Origin of the sequence: Streptomyces sp. DSM 41931 (assembly GCF_050271085.1) — a bacterium.
Lineage (GTDB): Bacteria > Actinomycetota > Actinomycetes > Streptomycetales > Streptomycetaceae > Streptomyces > Streptomyces albogriseolus.
On record NZ_CP189902.1, the window covers coordinates 5296893 to 5313037 of the forward strand.

Here is a 16145-nt window from a genome sequence, read left to right on the forward strand (position 1 = left end):
GCGCCTCGAAGCGGGCGACACGAACGGGTGAAGCATCCGCCACGCGTGTTATGTGCCGTCTCCCCCGGTAACCTCACACCATGGCCTCACGTCCCTCCGCTGCCAAGAAGCCGCCCGCGAAGAAGGCGGTCGCTTCCGCGAAGGCTCCGGCGAAGAAGGCCGCCGCCAGGAAAACCCCGGCGAAGAAGGCGCCCGCCAAGAAGGCTCCGGCGAAAAGGCCGGTCCCCGCGCCGGCCCCGAATCCGACCGGCGCCGTCTACCGGCTCGTCCGCGCCCTGTGGCTGGGCCTGGCGCACGCCGTCGGCGCCGTGTTCCGCGGTATAGGGCAGGGCGCCAAGAACCTCGACCCGGCCCACCGCAAGGACGGTCTGGCGCTGCTGCTGCTCGGCATCGCGCTGATCGTGGCCGCCGGCACCTGGGCCGACCTCGAGGGGCCCGTCGGCGACCTGGTGGAGATCCTGGTCACCGGCGCGTTCGGACGGCTCGACCTGCTGGTGCCGATCCTCGTCGCGGTCGTCGCCGTACGGTTCATCCGGCACCCGGAGAAGCCCGAGGCCAACGGGCGGATCGTCATCGGCCTGTCCGCTCTCGTCATCGGCGTCCTGGGCCAGATCCACATCGCCTGCGGCTCGCCCGCCCGTGCCGACGGCATGCAGGCCATAAGGGACGCCGGCGGCCTCATCGGCTGGGGCGCGGCCGCCCCGCTGTCGTCCACCATGACCGACGTCCTGGCCGTGCCCCTGCTGGTGCTGCTCACGGTCTTCGGCCTGCTGGTGGTCACGGCCACCCCGGTCAACGCCATCCCGCAGCGGCTGCGCCAGGTCGGCGTGCGGCTGGGGCTGGTGCACGAGCCGGAGCCGTACGAGTTCGGCGAGGACGACGAGCGCTACGAGGAGCAGTGGCGCGAGACGCTGCCCGAGAGCCGCCGCAGGCGCCGTCCGGCGCCCCAGGAGTACGACCCGGAGCGCGCGGAGGACGAGGCGCTGTCCCGGCGCCGGCGCCGCCCGCGCCGGTCCGCCGTGCCGCAGCCCGACGCCAACCGGCCGATGGACGCCGTGGACGTGGCCGCCGCCGCGGCCGCCGCGCTCGACGGCGCCGTGCTGCACGGCATGCCGCCCTCCCCGGTCGTCGCCGACCTCACCCAGGGCGTCAGCACCGGCGACCACGAGCCGACCACCCCGACGCCGGTCCCGGCCGCCCGCCCGCAGCAGGACACGCCCAAGCAGGGCAGGTCCAAGCGGGACGCGCCCGCGAAGGACGAGGGGACCGAGCAGCGGGAGCGGCCGCCCGCGGGTGTGCTCGACATGACCAAGGCACCGCCGCGCGAACCCCGCGATCTGCCGCCGCGCGCGGAGCAGTTGCAGCTCTCCGGCGACATCACGTACTCCCTGCCCTCGCTCGACCTGCTGCACCGCGGCGGACCGGGCAAGGCGCGCAGCGCCGCCAACGACGCCATAGTGGAGGCGCTGCGGAAGGTCTTCACCGAGTTCAAGGTGGACGCCGACGTCACCGGCTTCACCCGCGGCCCGACGGTCACCCGGTACGTCGTCGAACTCGGCCCGGCCGTGAAGGTCGAGCGGGTCACCGCGCTCACCAAGAACATCGCGTACGCCGTCGCCAGCCCGGACGTGCGGATCATCAGCCCGATCCCCGGCAAGTCCGCGGTCGGCATCGAGATCCCCAACACCGACCGGGAAATGGTGAACCTCGGCGACGTGCTGCGGCTCGCGGAGTCCGCCGAGGACGACGACCCGATGCTGGTCGCCTTCGGCAAGGACGTCGAGGGCGGCTACGTGATGGACTCGCTGGCGAAGATGCCGCACATGCTGGTCGCGGGCGCCACCGGCTCCGGCAAGTCGTCCTGCATCAACTGCCTGATCACCTCGGTCATGATGCGGGCGACCCCGGAGGACGTCCGGATGATCCTGGTCGACCCCAAGCGCGTCGAGCTGACCGCGTACGAGGGCATCCCGCACCTGATCACGCCGATCATCACCAACCCCAAGCGGGCCGCCGAGGCGCTCCAGTGGGTCGTGCGCGAGATGGACCTGCGCTACGACGACCTGGCCGCCTACGGCTACCGGCACATCGACGACTTCAACCGCGCGGTGCGCGAGGGCAAGGTCAAGCCGCCCGAGGGCAGCGAGCGCGAGCTCCAGCCGTACCCGTATCTGCTGGTGATCGTGGACGAGCTGGCCGACCTGATGATGGTCGCCCCGCGCGACGTCGAGGACGCCATCGTGCGCATCACCCAGCTCGCGCGCGCGGCCGGCATCCACCTGGTGCTGGCCACCCAGCGGCCCTCGGTCGACGTCGTCACCGGTCTGATCAAGGCGAACGTGCCGTCCCGGCTGGCGTTCGCCACGTCCTCGCTCGCCGACTCGCGGGTCATCCTCGACCAGCCCGGCGCCGAGAAGCTGATCGGCAAGGGCGACGGGCTGTTCCTGCCGATGGGCGCGAACAAACCCACGCGTATGCAGGGCGCGTTCGTGACCGAGGAGGAGGTCGCGGCGGTCGTCCAGCACTGCAAGGACCAGATGGCGCCGGTCTTCCGGGACGACGTGGTCGTCGGCACCAAGCAGAAGAAGGAGATCGACGAGGACATCGGCGACGACCTCGACCTGCTGTGCCAGGCGGCCGAGCTGGTCGTCTCCACCCAGTTCGGGTCCACGTCGATGCTCCAGCGCAAGCTGCGCGTCGGCTTCGCCAAGGCGGGCCGGCTGATGGACCTCATGGAGTCCCGTAACATCGTCGGACCGAGCGAAGGTTCGAAGGCTCGTGACGTTCTTGTGAAGCCTGATGAGCTGGACGGCGTGCTCGCGCTGATCCGCGGGGAGTCTGAAGGGTAGGCGGCGGGGACACGGTCGTCGCGCCGGGACGTCCGGCCGGGTGACCGTGACCCTTCCGTAAGCGATCGACGAGCAACCGTTCCCCGTCGGCATACGTCAAGTTGAACGAAGTGTCAGACAGCAGGACGACCATCGGAATGTCGGGCCATTCCGATGGCGTACAAAGGACGAACGCCCGGTTGCCCCACCCCTTCGTACCCCACCTAGACTGAACCTCCAGCACAGGCGGCTACACGCTCGAAAGGCGCCCCCGTGTCCATCGGCAACTCCCCTGAAGACGAGCGTCCGTTCGAAGACGTTTCCGAGGAAGACCGCCCTTCCGTCTCGGTCGGCCGTGCGCTGCAGCAGGCGCGCATCGCCGCCGGGCTCACCGTCGACGACATCAGTACCGCCACCCGCGTCCGTACCGCCATCGTCCACGCCATCGAGCGGGACGACTTCGCGCCCTGCGGCGGCGACGTGTACGCGCGCGGGCACATCCGCACGCTGGCCAAGGCCGTGAAGCTCGACCCTTCCCCGCTGCTCGCCCAGTACGAGGCCCAGAACGGCGGCGGCCGCCCGGCGCCCACCCCGGCCGCGCCCCTCTTCGAGGCGGAGCGGATCCGTCCGGAGCGGCGCGGACCCAACTGGACCGCCGCCATGGTCGCCGCGATCGTGGTCGTGATCGGCTTCGTCGGCTTCACGATGGTCAACGGCGGCGACGACGGCGAGGCGAACGTCGCCGGCGACACCGAGCCGACCGCGTCGCCCACGCCCAGCTCCGCCGGCAAGACCGCGAAGCCCGTCGTGCCCGCGCCGGAGCCGTCGGACAGCGCCATCGCCGCGGCCCCGCAGGACAAGGTGACCGTCAAGGTCGTCGCCGCCGACGGACCCAGCTGGATCTCCGCCAAGGACCACAACGGCAAGATGCTCTACGCCGGGCTGCTCAAGAAGGACGAGGACAAGACCTTCCAGGACAGCTCCAAGATCGATCTGGTCCTCGGCGACGCGGGCGCCCTCGACCTGTTCGTGAACGGCAAGAAGATCGAGGACGACTGGCAGCCGGGCGCCGTGGAGCGCCTCACCTACACCAAGGGCGACCCCCAGGCCGGGTGAGCGGCTCCCGGAAACGCGATCACCACGGGGTTGGCCGGGTCCGGCCAACCCCGTCGACGTGGGGCGTCGCCGGGACGAAGTAGTCTAGAGCCCATGCCTGAACGCCGTACCGTCGCACTGGTCACCCTTGGCTGCGCCCGTAACGAGGTGGACTCGGAGGAGCTCGCAGGCCGTTTGGAGGCGGACGGCTGGCAGCTCGTGGAGGACGCCGAGGACGCGGACGTCGCCGTCGTCAACACCTGTGGCTTCGTCGAGGCCGCCAAGAAGGACTCCGTCGACGCCCTCCTGGAGGCCAACGACCTCAAGGGACACGGGAGAACGCAGGCCGTCGTCGCCGTGGGCTGCATGGCCGAGCGGTACGGCAAGGAGCTCGCCGAAGCCCTTCCCGAGGCCGACGGCGTGCTCGGCTTCGACGACTACGCGAACATCTCCGACCGTCTGCAGACCATCCTGAACGGCGGGATCCACGCCGCCCACACCCCGCGCGACCGGCGCAAGCTGCTGCCCATCAGCCCGGCCGAGCGGCAGGAGTCCGCCGCCGCCGTCGCGCTGCCCGGGCACGGCCCGGCCGACCTGCCCGACGGCCTCGCCCCCGCCTCGGGCCCCCGCGCACCCCTGCGGCGCCGCCTGGACGGCTCCCCGGTCGCCTCGGTGAAGCTCGCCTCCGGCTGCGACCGGCGCTGCTCCTTCTGCGCCATCCCCTCCTTCCGCGGCTCCTTCATCTCCCGCCGCCCCAGCGACGTCCTCAACGAGACGCGGTGGCTGGCGGAGCAGGGCGTGAAGGAGGTCATGCTGGTCTCCGAGAACAACACCTCCTACGGCAAGGACCTCGGCGACATCCGCCTGCTGGAGTCCCTGCTGCCCGAACTCGCCGAGGTCGACGGCCTGGAGCGGGTGCGCGTCAGCTACCTCCAGCCGGCCGAGATGCGGCCCGGTCTGATCGACGTGCTGACCTCCACCCCCAAGGTCGCCCCCTACTTCGACCTGTCCTTCCAGCACTCCGCACCCGACGTGCTGCGCGCCATGCGCCGCTTCGGCGACACCGACCGCTTCCTGGAGCTGCTCGACACCATCCGGAGCAAGGCGCCCCAGGCCGGCGTGCGCTCCAACTTCATCGTCGGCTTCCCCGGCGAGTCCGCGTCCGACCTCGCCGAGCTGGAGCGGTTCCTGAGCCACGCCCGGCTCGACGCCATCGGCGTGTTCGGCTACTCCGACGAGGAGGGCACCGAGGCGGCCGGTTACGACGGCAAGCTGGACGAGGACGTGGTCGCCGAGCGGCTGGCCCGCGTCTCCCGGCTGGCCGAGGAACTCGTCTCGCAGCGCGCCGAGGAGCGGGTAGGCGAGACCGTGCACGTCCTGGTGGAGTCCGTCGACGAGGAGGAGGGTGTGTACGGCCGTGCCGCGCACCAGGCTCCCGAGACGGACGGGCAGGTGCTGCTCACGAGCGGCGAGGGACTGAGTGTCGGCCGTATGGTCGAGGCGAAGGTGGTCGCCACGGAAGGTGTCGACCTGGTGGCCGAGCCGCTCTTCGAGGGCTCGCCCGCGCGCATCGAGGAGGCGGGCAGATGACGGGTGTCCCGGCATCGGCGGCAGGTGGCCCCTCCGGCGCGAGGAGGGCGAAGGGTCCCGCGTCCGGGGGCCTGACACCGGCGTCGGGCCGCGCGCTCGCGCGGGAGGCCAGGGACACGGCTCCGGGCGAGTCCGGAGGCGGGCGGGCACGGCGTGACGCGTCGAGCCCCGAGGACGTCCGCGCGACGGCCCCTTCCTCTGCTTCCCCTTCGTCGTCCCCCGAGGGCACCGGGAACGCCGGGACCGCCGAGGCACAGGGCTCCACGCGGGCCCCGCGCGGCGGCAAGATCGCGGCGGCGGCCGTCGACCAGGCCAGCGTCTGGAACATCGCCAACCTGCTGACCATGCTCCGGCTGCTGCTGGTGCCGGCGTTCGTCATGCTGATGCTGGCCGACGGCGGCTACGACCCGGCCTGGCGCTCGCTGGCCTGGGCGGCCTTCGCCATCGCCATGATCACCGATCTGTTCGACGGTCATCTGGCGCGCACCTACAACCTGGTCACCGACTTCGGGAAGATCGCCGACCCCATCGCCGACAAGGCCATCATGGGCGCGGCGCTGATCTGCCTGTCCGCGCTGGGCGACCTGCCGTGGTGGGTCACGGGCGTGATCCTCGGCAGGGAACTCGGGATCACCCTGCTGCGCTTCCTGGTCATCCGTTACGGGGTGATCCCGGCCAGCCGCGGCGGCAAGCTCAAGACGCTCACCCAGGGCGTGGCCGTGGGCATGTACGTGCTCGCGCTGACCGGGTGGCTGGCGACGCTGCGGTGGTGGGTGATGGCCGCGGCGGTGGTGCTGACCGTGGTGACCGGACTCGACTATGTGAAACAGGCCATTGTGCTCCGCAGGCAGGGAATCGCCGAGCGCGAGGCGGCGTTGGAGGAGACGGAAGAGTGAGTTCTACGGCCACCGAGGTGGTGCGACTACTCACCGTGAAGGGCGGGACGCTCGCGGTCGCCGAGTCGCTGACCGGTGGCCTGGTGGCGGCGGAGATCACCTCCGTCCCCGGGGCGTCCAGGGTCTTCCGTGGCTCGGTGACGGCCTACGCCACCGAGCTCAAGCACCGGCTGCTGGGCGTGGACGCCACTCTGCTGGCCCAGCGCGGAGCGGTGGATCCGCAGGTGGCGGCCCAGATGGCGGCCGGGGTGCGCAAGGCGCTCGGCGCCGACTGGGGCATCGCCACCACGGGGGTGGCCGGCCCCGACCCTCAGGACGGACAGGCCGTCGGCACGGTGTACGTCGCCGTGGACGGCCCTTCCGCGGAGAGCGACGCTTCCGCCTCTGGCGGAAAAGTGCGCCATCTGCGGTTGAACGGCGACCGCGCGGAAATTCGTATGGAGAGTGTACGGAGCGTACTCGCCCTGCTCCTCGCGGAGCTGGCGGGCGAACAGACCGGGAATGAGCGGGCACAGGATACGGAACGGAACGGGGGGTTTTGATGTTTGCAGCCCAGAGTGAACACGACATCGCTCCCCGCACGGCCGCGGCGCGAGGCGGTACGGTGGGGCGAGAAGGATGCGGCTACGCGGTCCGAGGAGGGAGCCACCGATGATTCTGCTCCGTCGCCTGCTGGGTGACGTGCTGCGTCGGCAGCGCCAGCGCCAGGGCCGTACTCTGCGCGAAGTCTCCTCGTCCGCCCGAGTTTCGCTCGGCTATCTCTCCGAGGTGGAGCGGGGGCAGAAGGAGGCTTCCTCCGAACTGCTCTCCGCGATCTGCGACGCGTTGGACGTACGGATGTCCGAGCTCATGCGGGAGGTGAGCGACGAACTCGCTCTCGCCGAGCTGGCCCAGTCTGCTGCAGCGACCCCCAGCGAGCCCGTACCCACGCCGGTTCGACCGATGCTGGGTTCCGTGTCGGTGACCGGTGTGCCACCGGAACGGGTGACCATCAAGGCGCCCGCCGAGGCGGTGGACGTCGTCGCCGCCTGAGCCCGGTGTCCGGCGCCCGCGCGGTATGAGGATGTGAGATGCCCCGGTGAGGGCTCCTCCGGAGGATTCCGGAGGGGTGCCGCCGGGGTTTTCGCATGCCCGCGGAAGTCAGGGGGGAGCGGGGCGGGGCTGCGTTTGCCGGTGTGGCGGCGGGCCGTCATCGTGGAGACGGAGACGGGGGATCAGCCACGGAGGTGCGGATGTACGTCGTGAAGAGCCCGTTGTCCGACGAGAACCTGAAGACCGTTTCTGAGGCACTGCAGGGCGCCCTGGTCGATCTGATCGACCTTTCCCTGGTGGCCAAGCAGATCCACTGGAACGTGGTCGGACCGCGCTTCCGCTCCGTCCATCTCCAGCTCGACGAGGTCGTGACCACCGCGCGCGCTCACTCCGACACCGTGGCCGAACGCGCCGCGGCCCTCGGCGTCTCGCCCGACGGGCGGGCCGCGACCGTGGCCGTCGGCAGCGGCATCGGCGTCACGCCCGAGGGCTGGGTCGACGACGCGGCGGCGGTGAGCACGCTGGTGGACGCGCTGGGCGCGGTCATCACCCGCATGCGGGAGCGGATCGCGGCGACCGAGGAGCCCGACCCGGTGACCCAGGACATCTTCATCACCATCACCGCGGACCTCGAGAAGCACCACTGGATGTTCCAGGCCGCGAACGGGTGATACGGCCGCGGGGCGCCGGAGAAGTCCACGCTCGCAGGACCGCGGCGGGGGTGTACCGGTGTGCCGCCGCCGTGGCGTTCACGGTCCTGTGGTGGTGGGCGGCGGCCCGGCTGCTGCTCGCCCCCGACGCCGGCGCCCTGGAGGGCGCGGTCGCGGCCGGCGGATGGGGACTCAGCGTGCTCCCGGTGCACTGTCTGCCCAAAGCCCGTGCGGACGGGGCGCTCGCCGCCGGCCGGTGGCGGCGGGCCTGGCGTGCGGGGCGCTCCCGGGGTGCGGAGTGACGCCCTGGCCGGCTAGGGGCCCCGGCGGCTTCGCGGTGCGGGTTCAGGAGTCGGTCCCGGCTGGCAGGCGGGACACCAGTACGTGGGGCGTTCGCGTGAGCCGTCGCCCTGCTCGGCCACCCGGATCGGCGTGCCGCAGCGCAGACAGGGGCGGCGGGCGCGGCCGTACACATAGAGGTCCAGGCCGCGCCGTCCCGTGGTGTTGCGGATCGGGCGGTCGCGGTTGAACTCCAGCAGCTTCCTGGCCAGCTCCGGGAGGCTCGCCAGCCGGTCGGCGGACAGCTCGCCGACGGGGAGCCAGGGCGTGACGTTGAGCAGGAAGCACAGCTCGCTCTTGAACACGTTGCCGATGCCCGCGAGGTTCCGCTGGTCCAGCAGGGCCTCGCCGAGTTCGCGGTCGGGGTCCTTGGTGAGGTTGGCCAGAGCGATGTCGGCGTCCCAGTCGGGGCCGAGCAGGTCGGGGCCGAGGTGGCCGACCGCGCGGTCCTCCTCGTCCTCGGTGCGGATCAGCTCCAGCACCGGCAGCCGGTAGCCGACCGCCGTGCGCTCGGCGTTGGCGAGGACGGCGCGGATCTGGTGCGCCGGGCCGCCGTTCCAGCGCTGCCCGGGCGTGAAGATCCGCCAGGAGCCGTCCATCCGCAGATGCGAGTGCAGGGTCAGGCCGCCCTCGATCCGGGTCAGCAAGTGCTTTCCGCGCGCCGTGACGTCCAGCACCGAACGGCCGGTGAGGTCGGAGGTGGCCAAGCGGGGCACCCGCAGATCGCTGCGGACCAGCACTCTGCCCGCGAGGGCGTCGTGCAGCCGTCGCGCGGCCTGCCAGACCGTGTCTCCTTCGGGCATGCGTCAAGGGTGACACGGCCGGGCCGTACCCGGTCAGGCGCGCAGCCGCAGCCCCCTGGGCGTGGCCACGAAACCCGCGGCCTCCAGGAGGGCGCCCAGCGGGGACGTCAGGGCCGGGGTGGCGTTGACGCGCTCCACGGTCACCGTGCCGAGGGAGCCCGCGCGGGCGGCGTTCGCGAGCGCCTCGGCGGCCACCGGCAGCCTCGGGTCGTCGGCCGGGTCGGCGCCGGGGTCGGCGGGCCAGGCGAGTACGGTCTTGCCGCCGCGCTCCATGTAGAGCGTCAGCTCTCCGTCCACCAGCACCACCAGGGAGCCCGCCTTGCGGCCCGGCTTGTGGCTCGCGCCGTCCGGCGGCTCCGGCCACCCCAGGGCCGCCCCGTAGGCGTTGGCCGGGTCGGCGGCGGCCAGCACCACGGCCCGGGAGGTGCGGTCCGGCCCCGTACGGCGTCCGGCGAACGGGTCGTACGAGGGACCTTGGCCGTTCTGCCAGGGCTGCGAGCCCTGGGCGGCGAGGTCGCGCGGCGAGACGTACTCACCGGGCCGCGAGGGCAGGTACGACGCGTCGTCCCGGCCCGGCCCGAGTCCGTAGGGGTCGGACGGCGCGCCGAACGGAGCGGGCACGTCCGGGGGCGTGCGCCCCTCGCCGCGCTCCCGGGCGTTGGCGGCCGCACGCAGGCGGTCCACGGCGCCGTCCATCGCGAACTGGGCGGCGCCGAGGCCCTCCACCACGTAGCCACGCCGGGCCTGCCCGGTCTCCTCGAAGGCGGACAGCACGCGGTACACCGCCGAGAAGCCGCCTTCGACGCCCTCCGCCGCGACGGCGCCCCGGGTCACCACGCCGTGCCGGTCCAGCAGCGTGCGGGCCAGGGCGTGCGCGCGGACCGTGGTGTCGCCCTCCCGGCCGGGCAGCAGCGACCAGCGGCCGGCGACGGTGGGCGGGCCCGTGCGGGAGGCGCTGCGGGCCGCCGCCGTGAGGGAGCCGTAGCGTCCGCGCGGCACCGCGCGCTTGGCGCGGTGGGCCGTGGACCCGGCGGTGCGCCCGGAACCGAGCAGGGCGCGCAGCGGGTTGAGCGTGTCGTTGGTGAGCCGCCCGGACCAGGCGAGGTCCCACAGGGCGTCGGCCAGCTGCACATCGCTCGCCTCGGGGTGCGTGGTGGCGCGGACCTGGTCGGCGATCTGCCGGAAGAAGAGGCCGTAGCCGCCGGACAGGGCGGCCAGCACGGACTCGTGCAGCGCGGTCGTCTCCAGCGGGTGCGGGGGAGGCAGCAGCAGGGGGGCCGCGTCCGCCAGGTACAGCGACACCCAGCCGTCCTTGCCCGGCAGCGAACCCGCGCCCGCCCAGATCACCTCGCCGGACGCGGTCAGCTCGTCGAGCATGGCCGGGGCGTAGTTCGCCACCCGGGACGGCAGGACCAGCTTCTCCAGGGAGGAGGCGGGCACGGACGCGCCCTGCAACTGCTCGACGGCCCGTAGCAGTCCGTCGATGCCGCGCAGGGAGTGGCCCTTGCCCATGTGCTGCCACTGGGGGAGGAACTGGGCCAGCGCGGCGGGCGGCACCGGCTCCAGCTCGTGCCGCAGCGCGGCCAGGGAACGGCGGCGCAGCCGGCGCAGCACCGCCGCGTCGCACCACTCCTGTCCGATCCCGGCCGGGTGGAACTCGCCCTGCACGACCCGGCCGGCCGCCGCGAGGCGCTGCAGGGCGCCCTCGGTGACGGCCACGCCCAGCCCGAAGCGGGCCGCCGCCGTCGCCGACGTGAACGGGCCGTGCGTGCGCGCGTACCGCGCGAGGAGGTCGCCCAGGGGGTCCTTGACGGGTTCGGTGAACGCCTCGGGCACGCCGACCGGCAGCGCCGTGCCCAGCGCGTCCCGCAGCCGGCCCGCGTCCTCGACGGCCGCCCAGTGGTCCTCGCCCGCGATGCGCACCCGGATGGCGCGCCGCGCGGAGGCCAGCTCCTGCGCCCACAGCGGCTCGGCGCCCCGCTCGGCCAGCTCGGCCTCGGTGAGCGGACCGAGCATCCGCAGCAGGTCGGCGACGCTCTCGGTGTCCTTCGCGCGCCGGTCCTCGGTGAGCCACTGCAGCTCGCGCTCCAGCTCCGTGAGCACCTCGGCGTCCAGCAGCTCGCGCAGCTCCGCCTGGCCGAGCAGCTCCGCGAGCAGCCGCGAGTCCAGCGACAGGGCGGCCGCACGGCGCTCGGCGAGCGGGGAGTCGCCCTCGTACAGGAACTGGGCGACGTACCCGAACAGCAGGGAGCGCGCGAACGGGGACGGCTCCGGGGTGGTGACCTCGACCAGCCGCACCTTCCGGGACTCCAGGTCGCCCATCAGCTCGACCAGGCCGGGGACGTCGAACACGTCCTGGAGGCACTCGCGCACCGCCTCCAGGACGATCGGGAACGACCCGAACTCGCCGGCCACCTGAAGCAGCTGGGAGGCGCGCTGACGCTGCTGCCACAGCGGTGTGCGCCGGCCCGGGTTACGGCGCGGCAGCAGCAGCGCGCGGGCGGCGCACTCACGGAACCGGGAGGCGAACAGCGCCGAGCCGCCGACCTGGTCGGTGACGACCTGGTCGACCTCGCCCTTGTCGAAGACGACGTCGGCGGCGCCCACGGGGGCCTGGTCCGCGTCGTACTCCGTGCCGGCCTTCGCCGGTTCCTGGTCGAGCAGGTCCAGGCCCATCAGGTCGGCGTCCGGGAGGCGCAGCACGATGCCGTCGTCGGCATGCATCACCTGGGCGTCCATGCCGTACCGCTCGGACAGGCGGGCGCCCAGCGCGAGCGCCCACGGGGCGTGCACCTGGGCGCCGAACGGGGAGTGGACGACCACCCGCCAGTCGCCCAGCTCGTCGCGGAACCGCTCCACCACGATCGTGCGGTCGTCCGGGATGTGACCGCACGCCTCGCGCTGCTCCCTGAGGTACGACAGCACGTTGTCCGCGGCCCAGGCGTCCAGACCCGCCGCCAGCAGCCGCAGCCGGGCGTCCTCGTCGGACAGCGAGCCCACCTCGCGCAGGAACGCGCCCAGCGCGCGGCCCAGCTCCAGCGGACGGCCCAGCTGGTCGCCCTTCCAGAACGGCAGCCGGCCCGGCACACCCGGCGCGGGGGAGACCAGGACCCGGTCGCGCGTGATGTCCTCGATGCGCCACGAGCTGGTGCCGAGCGTGAAGACGTCGCCCACGCGCGACTCGTAGACCATCTCCTCGTCCAGCTCGCCGACCCGGCCTCCGCCCTTCTTGGGGTCGGCGCCCGCCAGGAACACGCCGAACAGGCCGCGGTCTGGGATCGTGCCGCCCGAGGTGACGGCCAGCCGCTGGGCTCCCGGGCGTCCGGTGATCTCACCCGTGACGCGGTCCCACACCACCCGCGGGCGCAGCTCCGCGAAGGCGTCCGACGGATAGCGGCCGGCGAGCATGTCCAGCACGGACGTGAACGCGGACTCGGGCAGCGAGGCGAAGGGGGCCGCCCGGCGGACCACCGCCAGCAGGTCGTCGAACTGCCAGGTGTCCATCGCCGTCATCGCCACGAGCTGCTGCGCCAGGACGTCCAGCGGGTTCGACGGGACGCGCAGGGACTCGATCGCGCCCGTGCGCATCCGCTCGGTGACGACGGCGGCCTGCATCAGGTCGCCCCGGTACTTCGGGAACACCACGCCCGTGGACACCGCGCCCACCTGGTGGCCCGCGCGGCCCACGCGCTGGAGGCCGGAGGCGACCGACGGCGGCGACTCGACCTGCACCACCAGATCGACGGCGCCCATGTCGATGCCCAGCTCCAGGCTGGACGTGGCGACCACCGCGGGCAGCCGGCCCGCCTTCAGGTCCTCCTCCACCTGGGCGCGCTGCTCCTTGGACACCGAGCCGTGGTGCGCCCGCGCGATGACCGCGGGCGCGCCCTGGGCGGCTCCGGAGCCGCCCATCAGCTCGGCGGGGGAGTGGTGCTCGTCCAGGGGCTCGCCGGTGGCGCGCTCGTAGGCGATCTCGTTGAGCCGGTTGCACAGCCGCTCGGCGAGGCGGCGGGAGTTGGCGAACACGATGGTCGAGCGGTGGCTCTGCACCAGGTCGGCGATCCGCTCCTCGACGTGCGGCCAGATGGAGGGCTTCTCCGCACCCTCCGAGCTCTCGGAGACGGGCGAGCCGCCCAGCTCGCCGAGGTCCTCGACCGGCACCACCACGGAGAGGTCGAACTCCTTGCCCGACTCCGGCTGCACGATCTCCGTCTTGCGGCGCGGGGACAGGAAGCGGGCGACCTCGTCCACGGGGCGCACGGTGGCCGACAGGCCGATGCGGCGGGCCGGCTTCGGCAGCAGCTCGTCCAGCCGCTCCAGGGACAGCGCCAGGTGCGCGCCGCGCTTGGTGCCCGCGACCGCGTGCACCTCGTCGAGGATCACCGTCTCCACGCCCGCGAGCGCGTCGCGCGTGGCGGACGTCAGCATCAGGAAAAGCGACTCGGGCGTGGTGATCAGGATGTCCGGCGGCCGGGTGGCGAGGGCACGGCGCTCGGCGGGCGGGGTGTCGCCGGAGCGGATGCCGACCTTCACCTCGGGCTCCGGCATTCCCAGGCGCACGGCCTCCTGGCGGATGCCGGTCAGCGGGCTGCGCAGATTGCGCTCGACGTCGACGGCGAGGGCCTTCAGCGGCGAGACGTACAGCACACGGCAGCGTTTCCTGGGGTCGGCCGGCGGGGGCGTCGAGGCCAGCTGGTCCAGGGCGGCGAGGAACGCGGCCAGCGTCTTCCCCGAACCGGTCGGCGCCACCACCAGCACGTCCGAGCCCGCCCCGATGGCCTGCCAGGCGCCGGCCTGGGCGGCCGTGGGCGCGGAGAAGGCCCCCGTGAACCAGCCACGGGTCGCGGGGGAGAAGCCGTCCAGGGCACGGCGCGGATCGCTGACCATGCGTCCATCGTGCACCCGGCCACTGACAACCGGGCCGGTCCGGGGCGCCGGCCGGACCGCGTGACAATGACGGTATGGCGGAAACGCGCGGGGAACGGGCACGGCACTGGCGGTACGAGGAACTGCCCGGTGTCGACCTGTTGCGCGCCCGCTACATCCGCAAGTCGTTCGTCCGGCACACCCACGAACACTTCGTGATCGCCGCCATCGCCGACGGCGTCGAGGTCTTCCAGCACGGGAGCGGCGACCAGTACGCGGGCGCCGGAGCCCTCGCCCTGGTGAACCCGGACACACCTCACACCGGCCGGGCGGGCGTCCCGGAGGGCTGGCAGTACGGGGCCGTCTACCCGTCGCCGGATGTCGTGGCCGCGATCGCCGCCGAGACCACCACCCTGCGCGGCACCCCGGGCTTCGTCACCCCCGTCCTCGACGACCCGTACACCGTCCAGCTGGTCCACCAGGTGCTGCGGGCCACCGACGAGGGCAACGCGCTCGCCGCCGACACCCTGCTGAGGGTCGCGGTGACCCGGCTGCTTCGGCTGAACGGCGGCACGCTGCCCCGGCGCGAGGTCCGCACGGCCGGCGCCCGGACCGCGGCACGCGCGCGTGCCGTGCTCGAGGAGCGCATGGCCGCCCCGCCCACCCTGGAGCAGCTCGCCGCCGACCTCGGCACCAGTCCGTTCGCCCTGCTGCGCGCCTTCCGCGACACCTACGGCATGCCCCCGCACACCTGGCTCACCGACGCGCGCGTACGGCGCGCCCGGCGGCTGCTGGACGCGGGGACGACGCCGTCCGAGGCGGCCGTCACCGTGGGGTTCACCGACCAGCCGCACCTCAACCGGCACTTCAGCCGCATCGTCGGCGTCCCGCCGGGCGCCTACCAGCGCGAGCGCAAGAACGTACAAGACGCGCGCGGCGGCCCTTCCGTAGCGTCCGGGGTGTGGCAGTGGAACGGACAGCAGAGCACGAGCACCCGGACATACGGTCCGACGGAGCACACACCCCGCCCGAGGGGGTAGGGAAGCCGGACGGCGCCGTGGTGCGGGACGCCCTAGGAGTCGGGGTCGCCGTCGGACTCTCCGGGTTCGCCTTCGGCGTGACCTCGGCGGGCAGCGGGCTCAGCCTTCTCCAGACCTGCGCGCTCAGCCTGTTGGTGTTCACCGGCGCCTCCCAGTTCGCCCTGGTGGGGGCGCTGGCGGCGGGCGGCGGCGCCGTCACGGCCGCCGCGGGCGCCTTCTTCCTCGGCGTGCGCAACGCCTTCTACGGGCTGCGGCTGTCGCAGCTGCTGGCACTGCCCCGCGCGGTGCGGCCGTTCGCCGCCCAGTGGGTGATCGACGAGACCACCGCCGTCTCGCTCGCGCAGCCCACCCGCCGCGCCGCCCGCATCGGCTTCGTGGTCACCGGGCTCAGCCTCTACGTCCTGTGGAACCTCACCACGCTGCTCGGCGCACTGGGCGCGGACGCCATCGGCGACACCAAGGCGTGGGGCCTGGACGCGGCCGGTCCCGCCGTGTTCCTGGCGCTGCTCGCCCCCATGCTGCGCACCGGTACCGAGCGGGCCGTCGCCGCCCTCGCCGTGCTGCTGGGGCTCGGCCTGCTGCCCGTGCTGCCCGCCGGCGTCCCGGTCCTGGTGGCCGCCCTGGCGGCACCCGTCGTCCTGTGGGCGCACGGCCGCAGGAACGCGTCCCGCGGTGATGTGAGGGGGGAGGAGCGGTGAACATCTGGCTCGCGATCGGCCTGACCGTCGTCGGCTGCTACGCCGTGAAGCTCGTCGGGCTGCTGGTGCCCGCAGGCGTCCTCGAGCGGCCCCTCGTCCGGCGGCTCGCCGCACTGCTGCCCGTGGCCCTGCTGGCCGCCCTCACGGCCCAGCAGGCCTTCGCGGACGGCCGCGCCCTGGTCCTGGACGCGCGGGCGGCCGGACTGGTGGCGGCCGCCGTGGCGCTCCTGCTGCGTGCGCCGTTCCTGCTCGTGGTGGCGGCGGCCGTGCTCGTGACGGCGGGAGTACGGGCACTGGGCGGGTGAGGC

General features: G+C 73.2%; 13 protein-coding genes. 11 read left to right on the forward strand and 2 right to left on the reverse strand.

Annotated elements, in window-relative coordinates; genetic code table 11:
- The first annotated feature begins 80 nt into the window (after positions 1 to 80).
- From ACP7TJ_RS24495 to ACP7TJ_RS24530, 8 genes are all read left to right on the forward strand, one after another.
- Complete coding sequence (locus ACP7TJ_RS24495; RefSeq protein ID WP_266549284.1) at positions 81 to 2849, forward strand: DNA translocase FtsK; 2769 nt, start codon at positions 81 to 83, stop codon at positions 2847 to 2849.
- Between the two features lie 252 nt (positions 2850 to 3101).
- The gene (locus ACP7TJ_RS24500; RefSeq protein WP_228917971.1) at positions 3102 to 3944 is read left to right on the forward strand and encodes a helix-turn-helix domain-containing protein; all 843 of its coding nucleotides are present in this window, start codon (positions 3102 to 3104) and stop codon (positions 3942 to 3944) included.
- A gap of 93 nt (positions 3945 to 4037) precedes the next feature.
- Positions 4038 to 5513: a 30S ribosomal protein S12 methylthiotransferase RimO gene (rimO, locus tag ACP7TJ_RS24505; RefSeq protein ID WP_427765350.1), complete on the forward strand. Its 1476-nt coding sequence runs from the start codon at positions 4038 to 4040 to the stop codon at positions 5511 to 5513.
- Complete coding sequence (gene pgsA, locus ACP7TJ_RS24510) at positions 5510 to 6409, forward strand: CDP-diacylglycerol--glycerol-3-phosphate 3-phosphatidyltransferase (protein ID WP_167743599.1); 900 nt, start codon at positions 5510 to 5512, stop codon at positions 6407 to 6409. The genes rimO and pgsA overlap by 4 nt, the downstream gene beginning before the upstream one ends.
- Positions 6406 to 6951 (forward strand): CinA family protein, encoded by a 546-nt coding sequence (locus ACP7TJ_RS24515; protein ID WP_427765354.1) that lies wholly within the window; start codon positions 6406 to 6408, stop codon positions 6949 to 6951. The genes pgsA and ACP7TJ_RS24515 overlap by 4 nt, the downstream gene beginning before the upstream one ends.
- A 109-nt stretch (positions 6952 to 7060) precedes the next feature.
- Complete coding sequence (locus ACP7TJ_RS24520) at positions 7061 to 7441, forward strand: helix-turn-helix domain-containing protein (protein WP_003993396.1); 381 nt, start codon at positions 7061 to 7063, stop codon at positions 7439 to 7441.
- Between the two features lie 200 nt (positions 7442 to 7641).
- Positions 7642 to 8112: a Dps family protein gene (locus ACP7TJ_RS24525; RefSeq protein ID WP_093765178.1), complete on the forward strand. Its 471-nt coding sequence runs from the start codon at positions 7642 to 7644 to the stop codon at positions 8110 to 8112.
- Between the two features lie 50 nt (positions 8113 to 8162).
- Positions 8163 to 8393: a hypothetical protein gene (locus ACP7TJ_RS24530; protein ID WP_370165167.1), complete on the forward strand. Its 231-nt coding sequence runs from the start codon at positions 8163 to 8165 to the stop codon at positions 8391 to 8393.
- Between the two features lie 12 nt (positions 8394 to 8405).
- Here the strand turns inward: ACP7TJ_RS24530 and ACP7TJ_RS24535 are convergent, their stop codons facing one another.
- Together ACP7TJ_RS24535 and ACP7TJ_RS24540 are read right to left on the reverse strand one after the other, a co-directional pair.
- The gene (locus ACP7TJ_RS24535) at positions 8406 to 9233 is read right to left on the reverse strand and encodes an Fpg/Nei family DNA glycosylase (protein ID WP_367490983.1); all 828 of its coding nucleotides are present in this window, start codon (positions 9231 to 9233) and stop codon (positions 8406 to 8408) included.
- 33 nt (positions 9234 to 9266) lie between these two features.
- Positions 9267 to 14120, reverse strand: a complete 4854-nt coding sequence (locus tag ACP7TJ_RS24540; protein ID WP_427765359.1) for an ATP-dependent helicase — start codon at positions 14118 to 14120, stop codon at positions 9267 to 9269.
- A gap of 74 nt (positions 14121 to 14194) precedes the next feature.
- On the opposite strand from ACP7TJ_RS24540, the gene ACP7TJ_RS24545 reads away from it, so the two are divergent.
- Genes ACP7TJ_RS24545 through ACP7TJ_RS24555 form a run of 3 tightly spaced genes read left to right on the forward strand, consistent with a single transcriptional unit; the run spans position 14195 to position 16142 of the window.
- Positions 14195 to 15139, forward strand: coding sequence for an AraC family transcriptional regulator (locus ACP7TJ_RS24545; RefSeq protein WP_167743604.1), 945 nt, complete (start codon positions 14195 to 14197; stop codon positions 15137 to 15139).
- A complete protein-coding gene (locus tag ACP7TJ_RS24550; protein WP_427767458.1) occupies positions 15100 to 15837 on the forward strand; it encodes an AzlC family ABC transporter permease in 738 nt (245 codons plus the stop codon). The genes ACP7TJ_RS24545 and ACP7TJ_RS24550 overlap by 40 nt, the downstream gene beginning before the upstream one ends.
- The gene (locus ACP7TJ_RS24555) at positions 15834 to 16142 is read left to right on the forward strand and encodes an AzlD domain-containing protein (RefSeq protein WP_093765183.1); all 309 of its coding nucleotides are present in this window, start codon (positions 15834 to 15836) and stop codon (positions 16140 to 16142) included. The genes ACP7TJ_RS24550 and ACP7TJ_RS24555 overlap by 4 nt, the downstream gene beginning before the upstream one ends.
- The last annotated feature ends 3 nt before the right edge of the window (positions 16143 to 16145 follow it).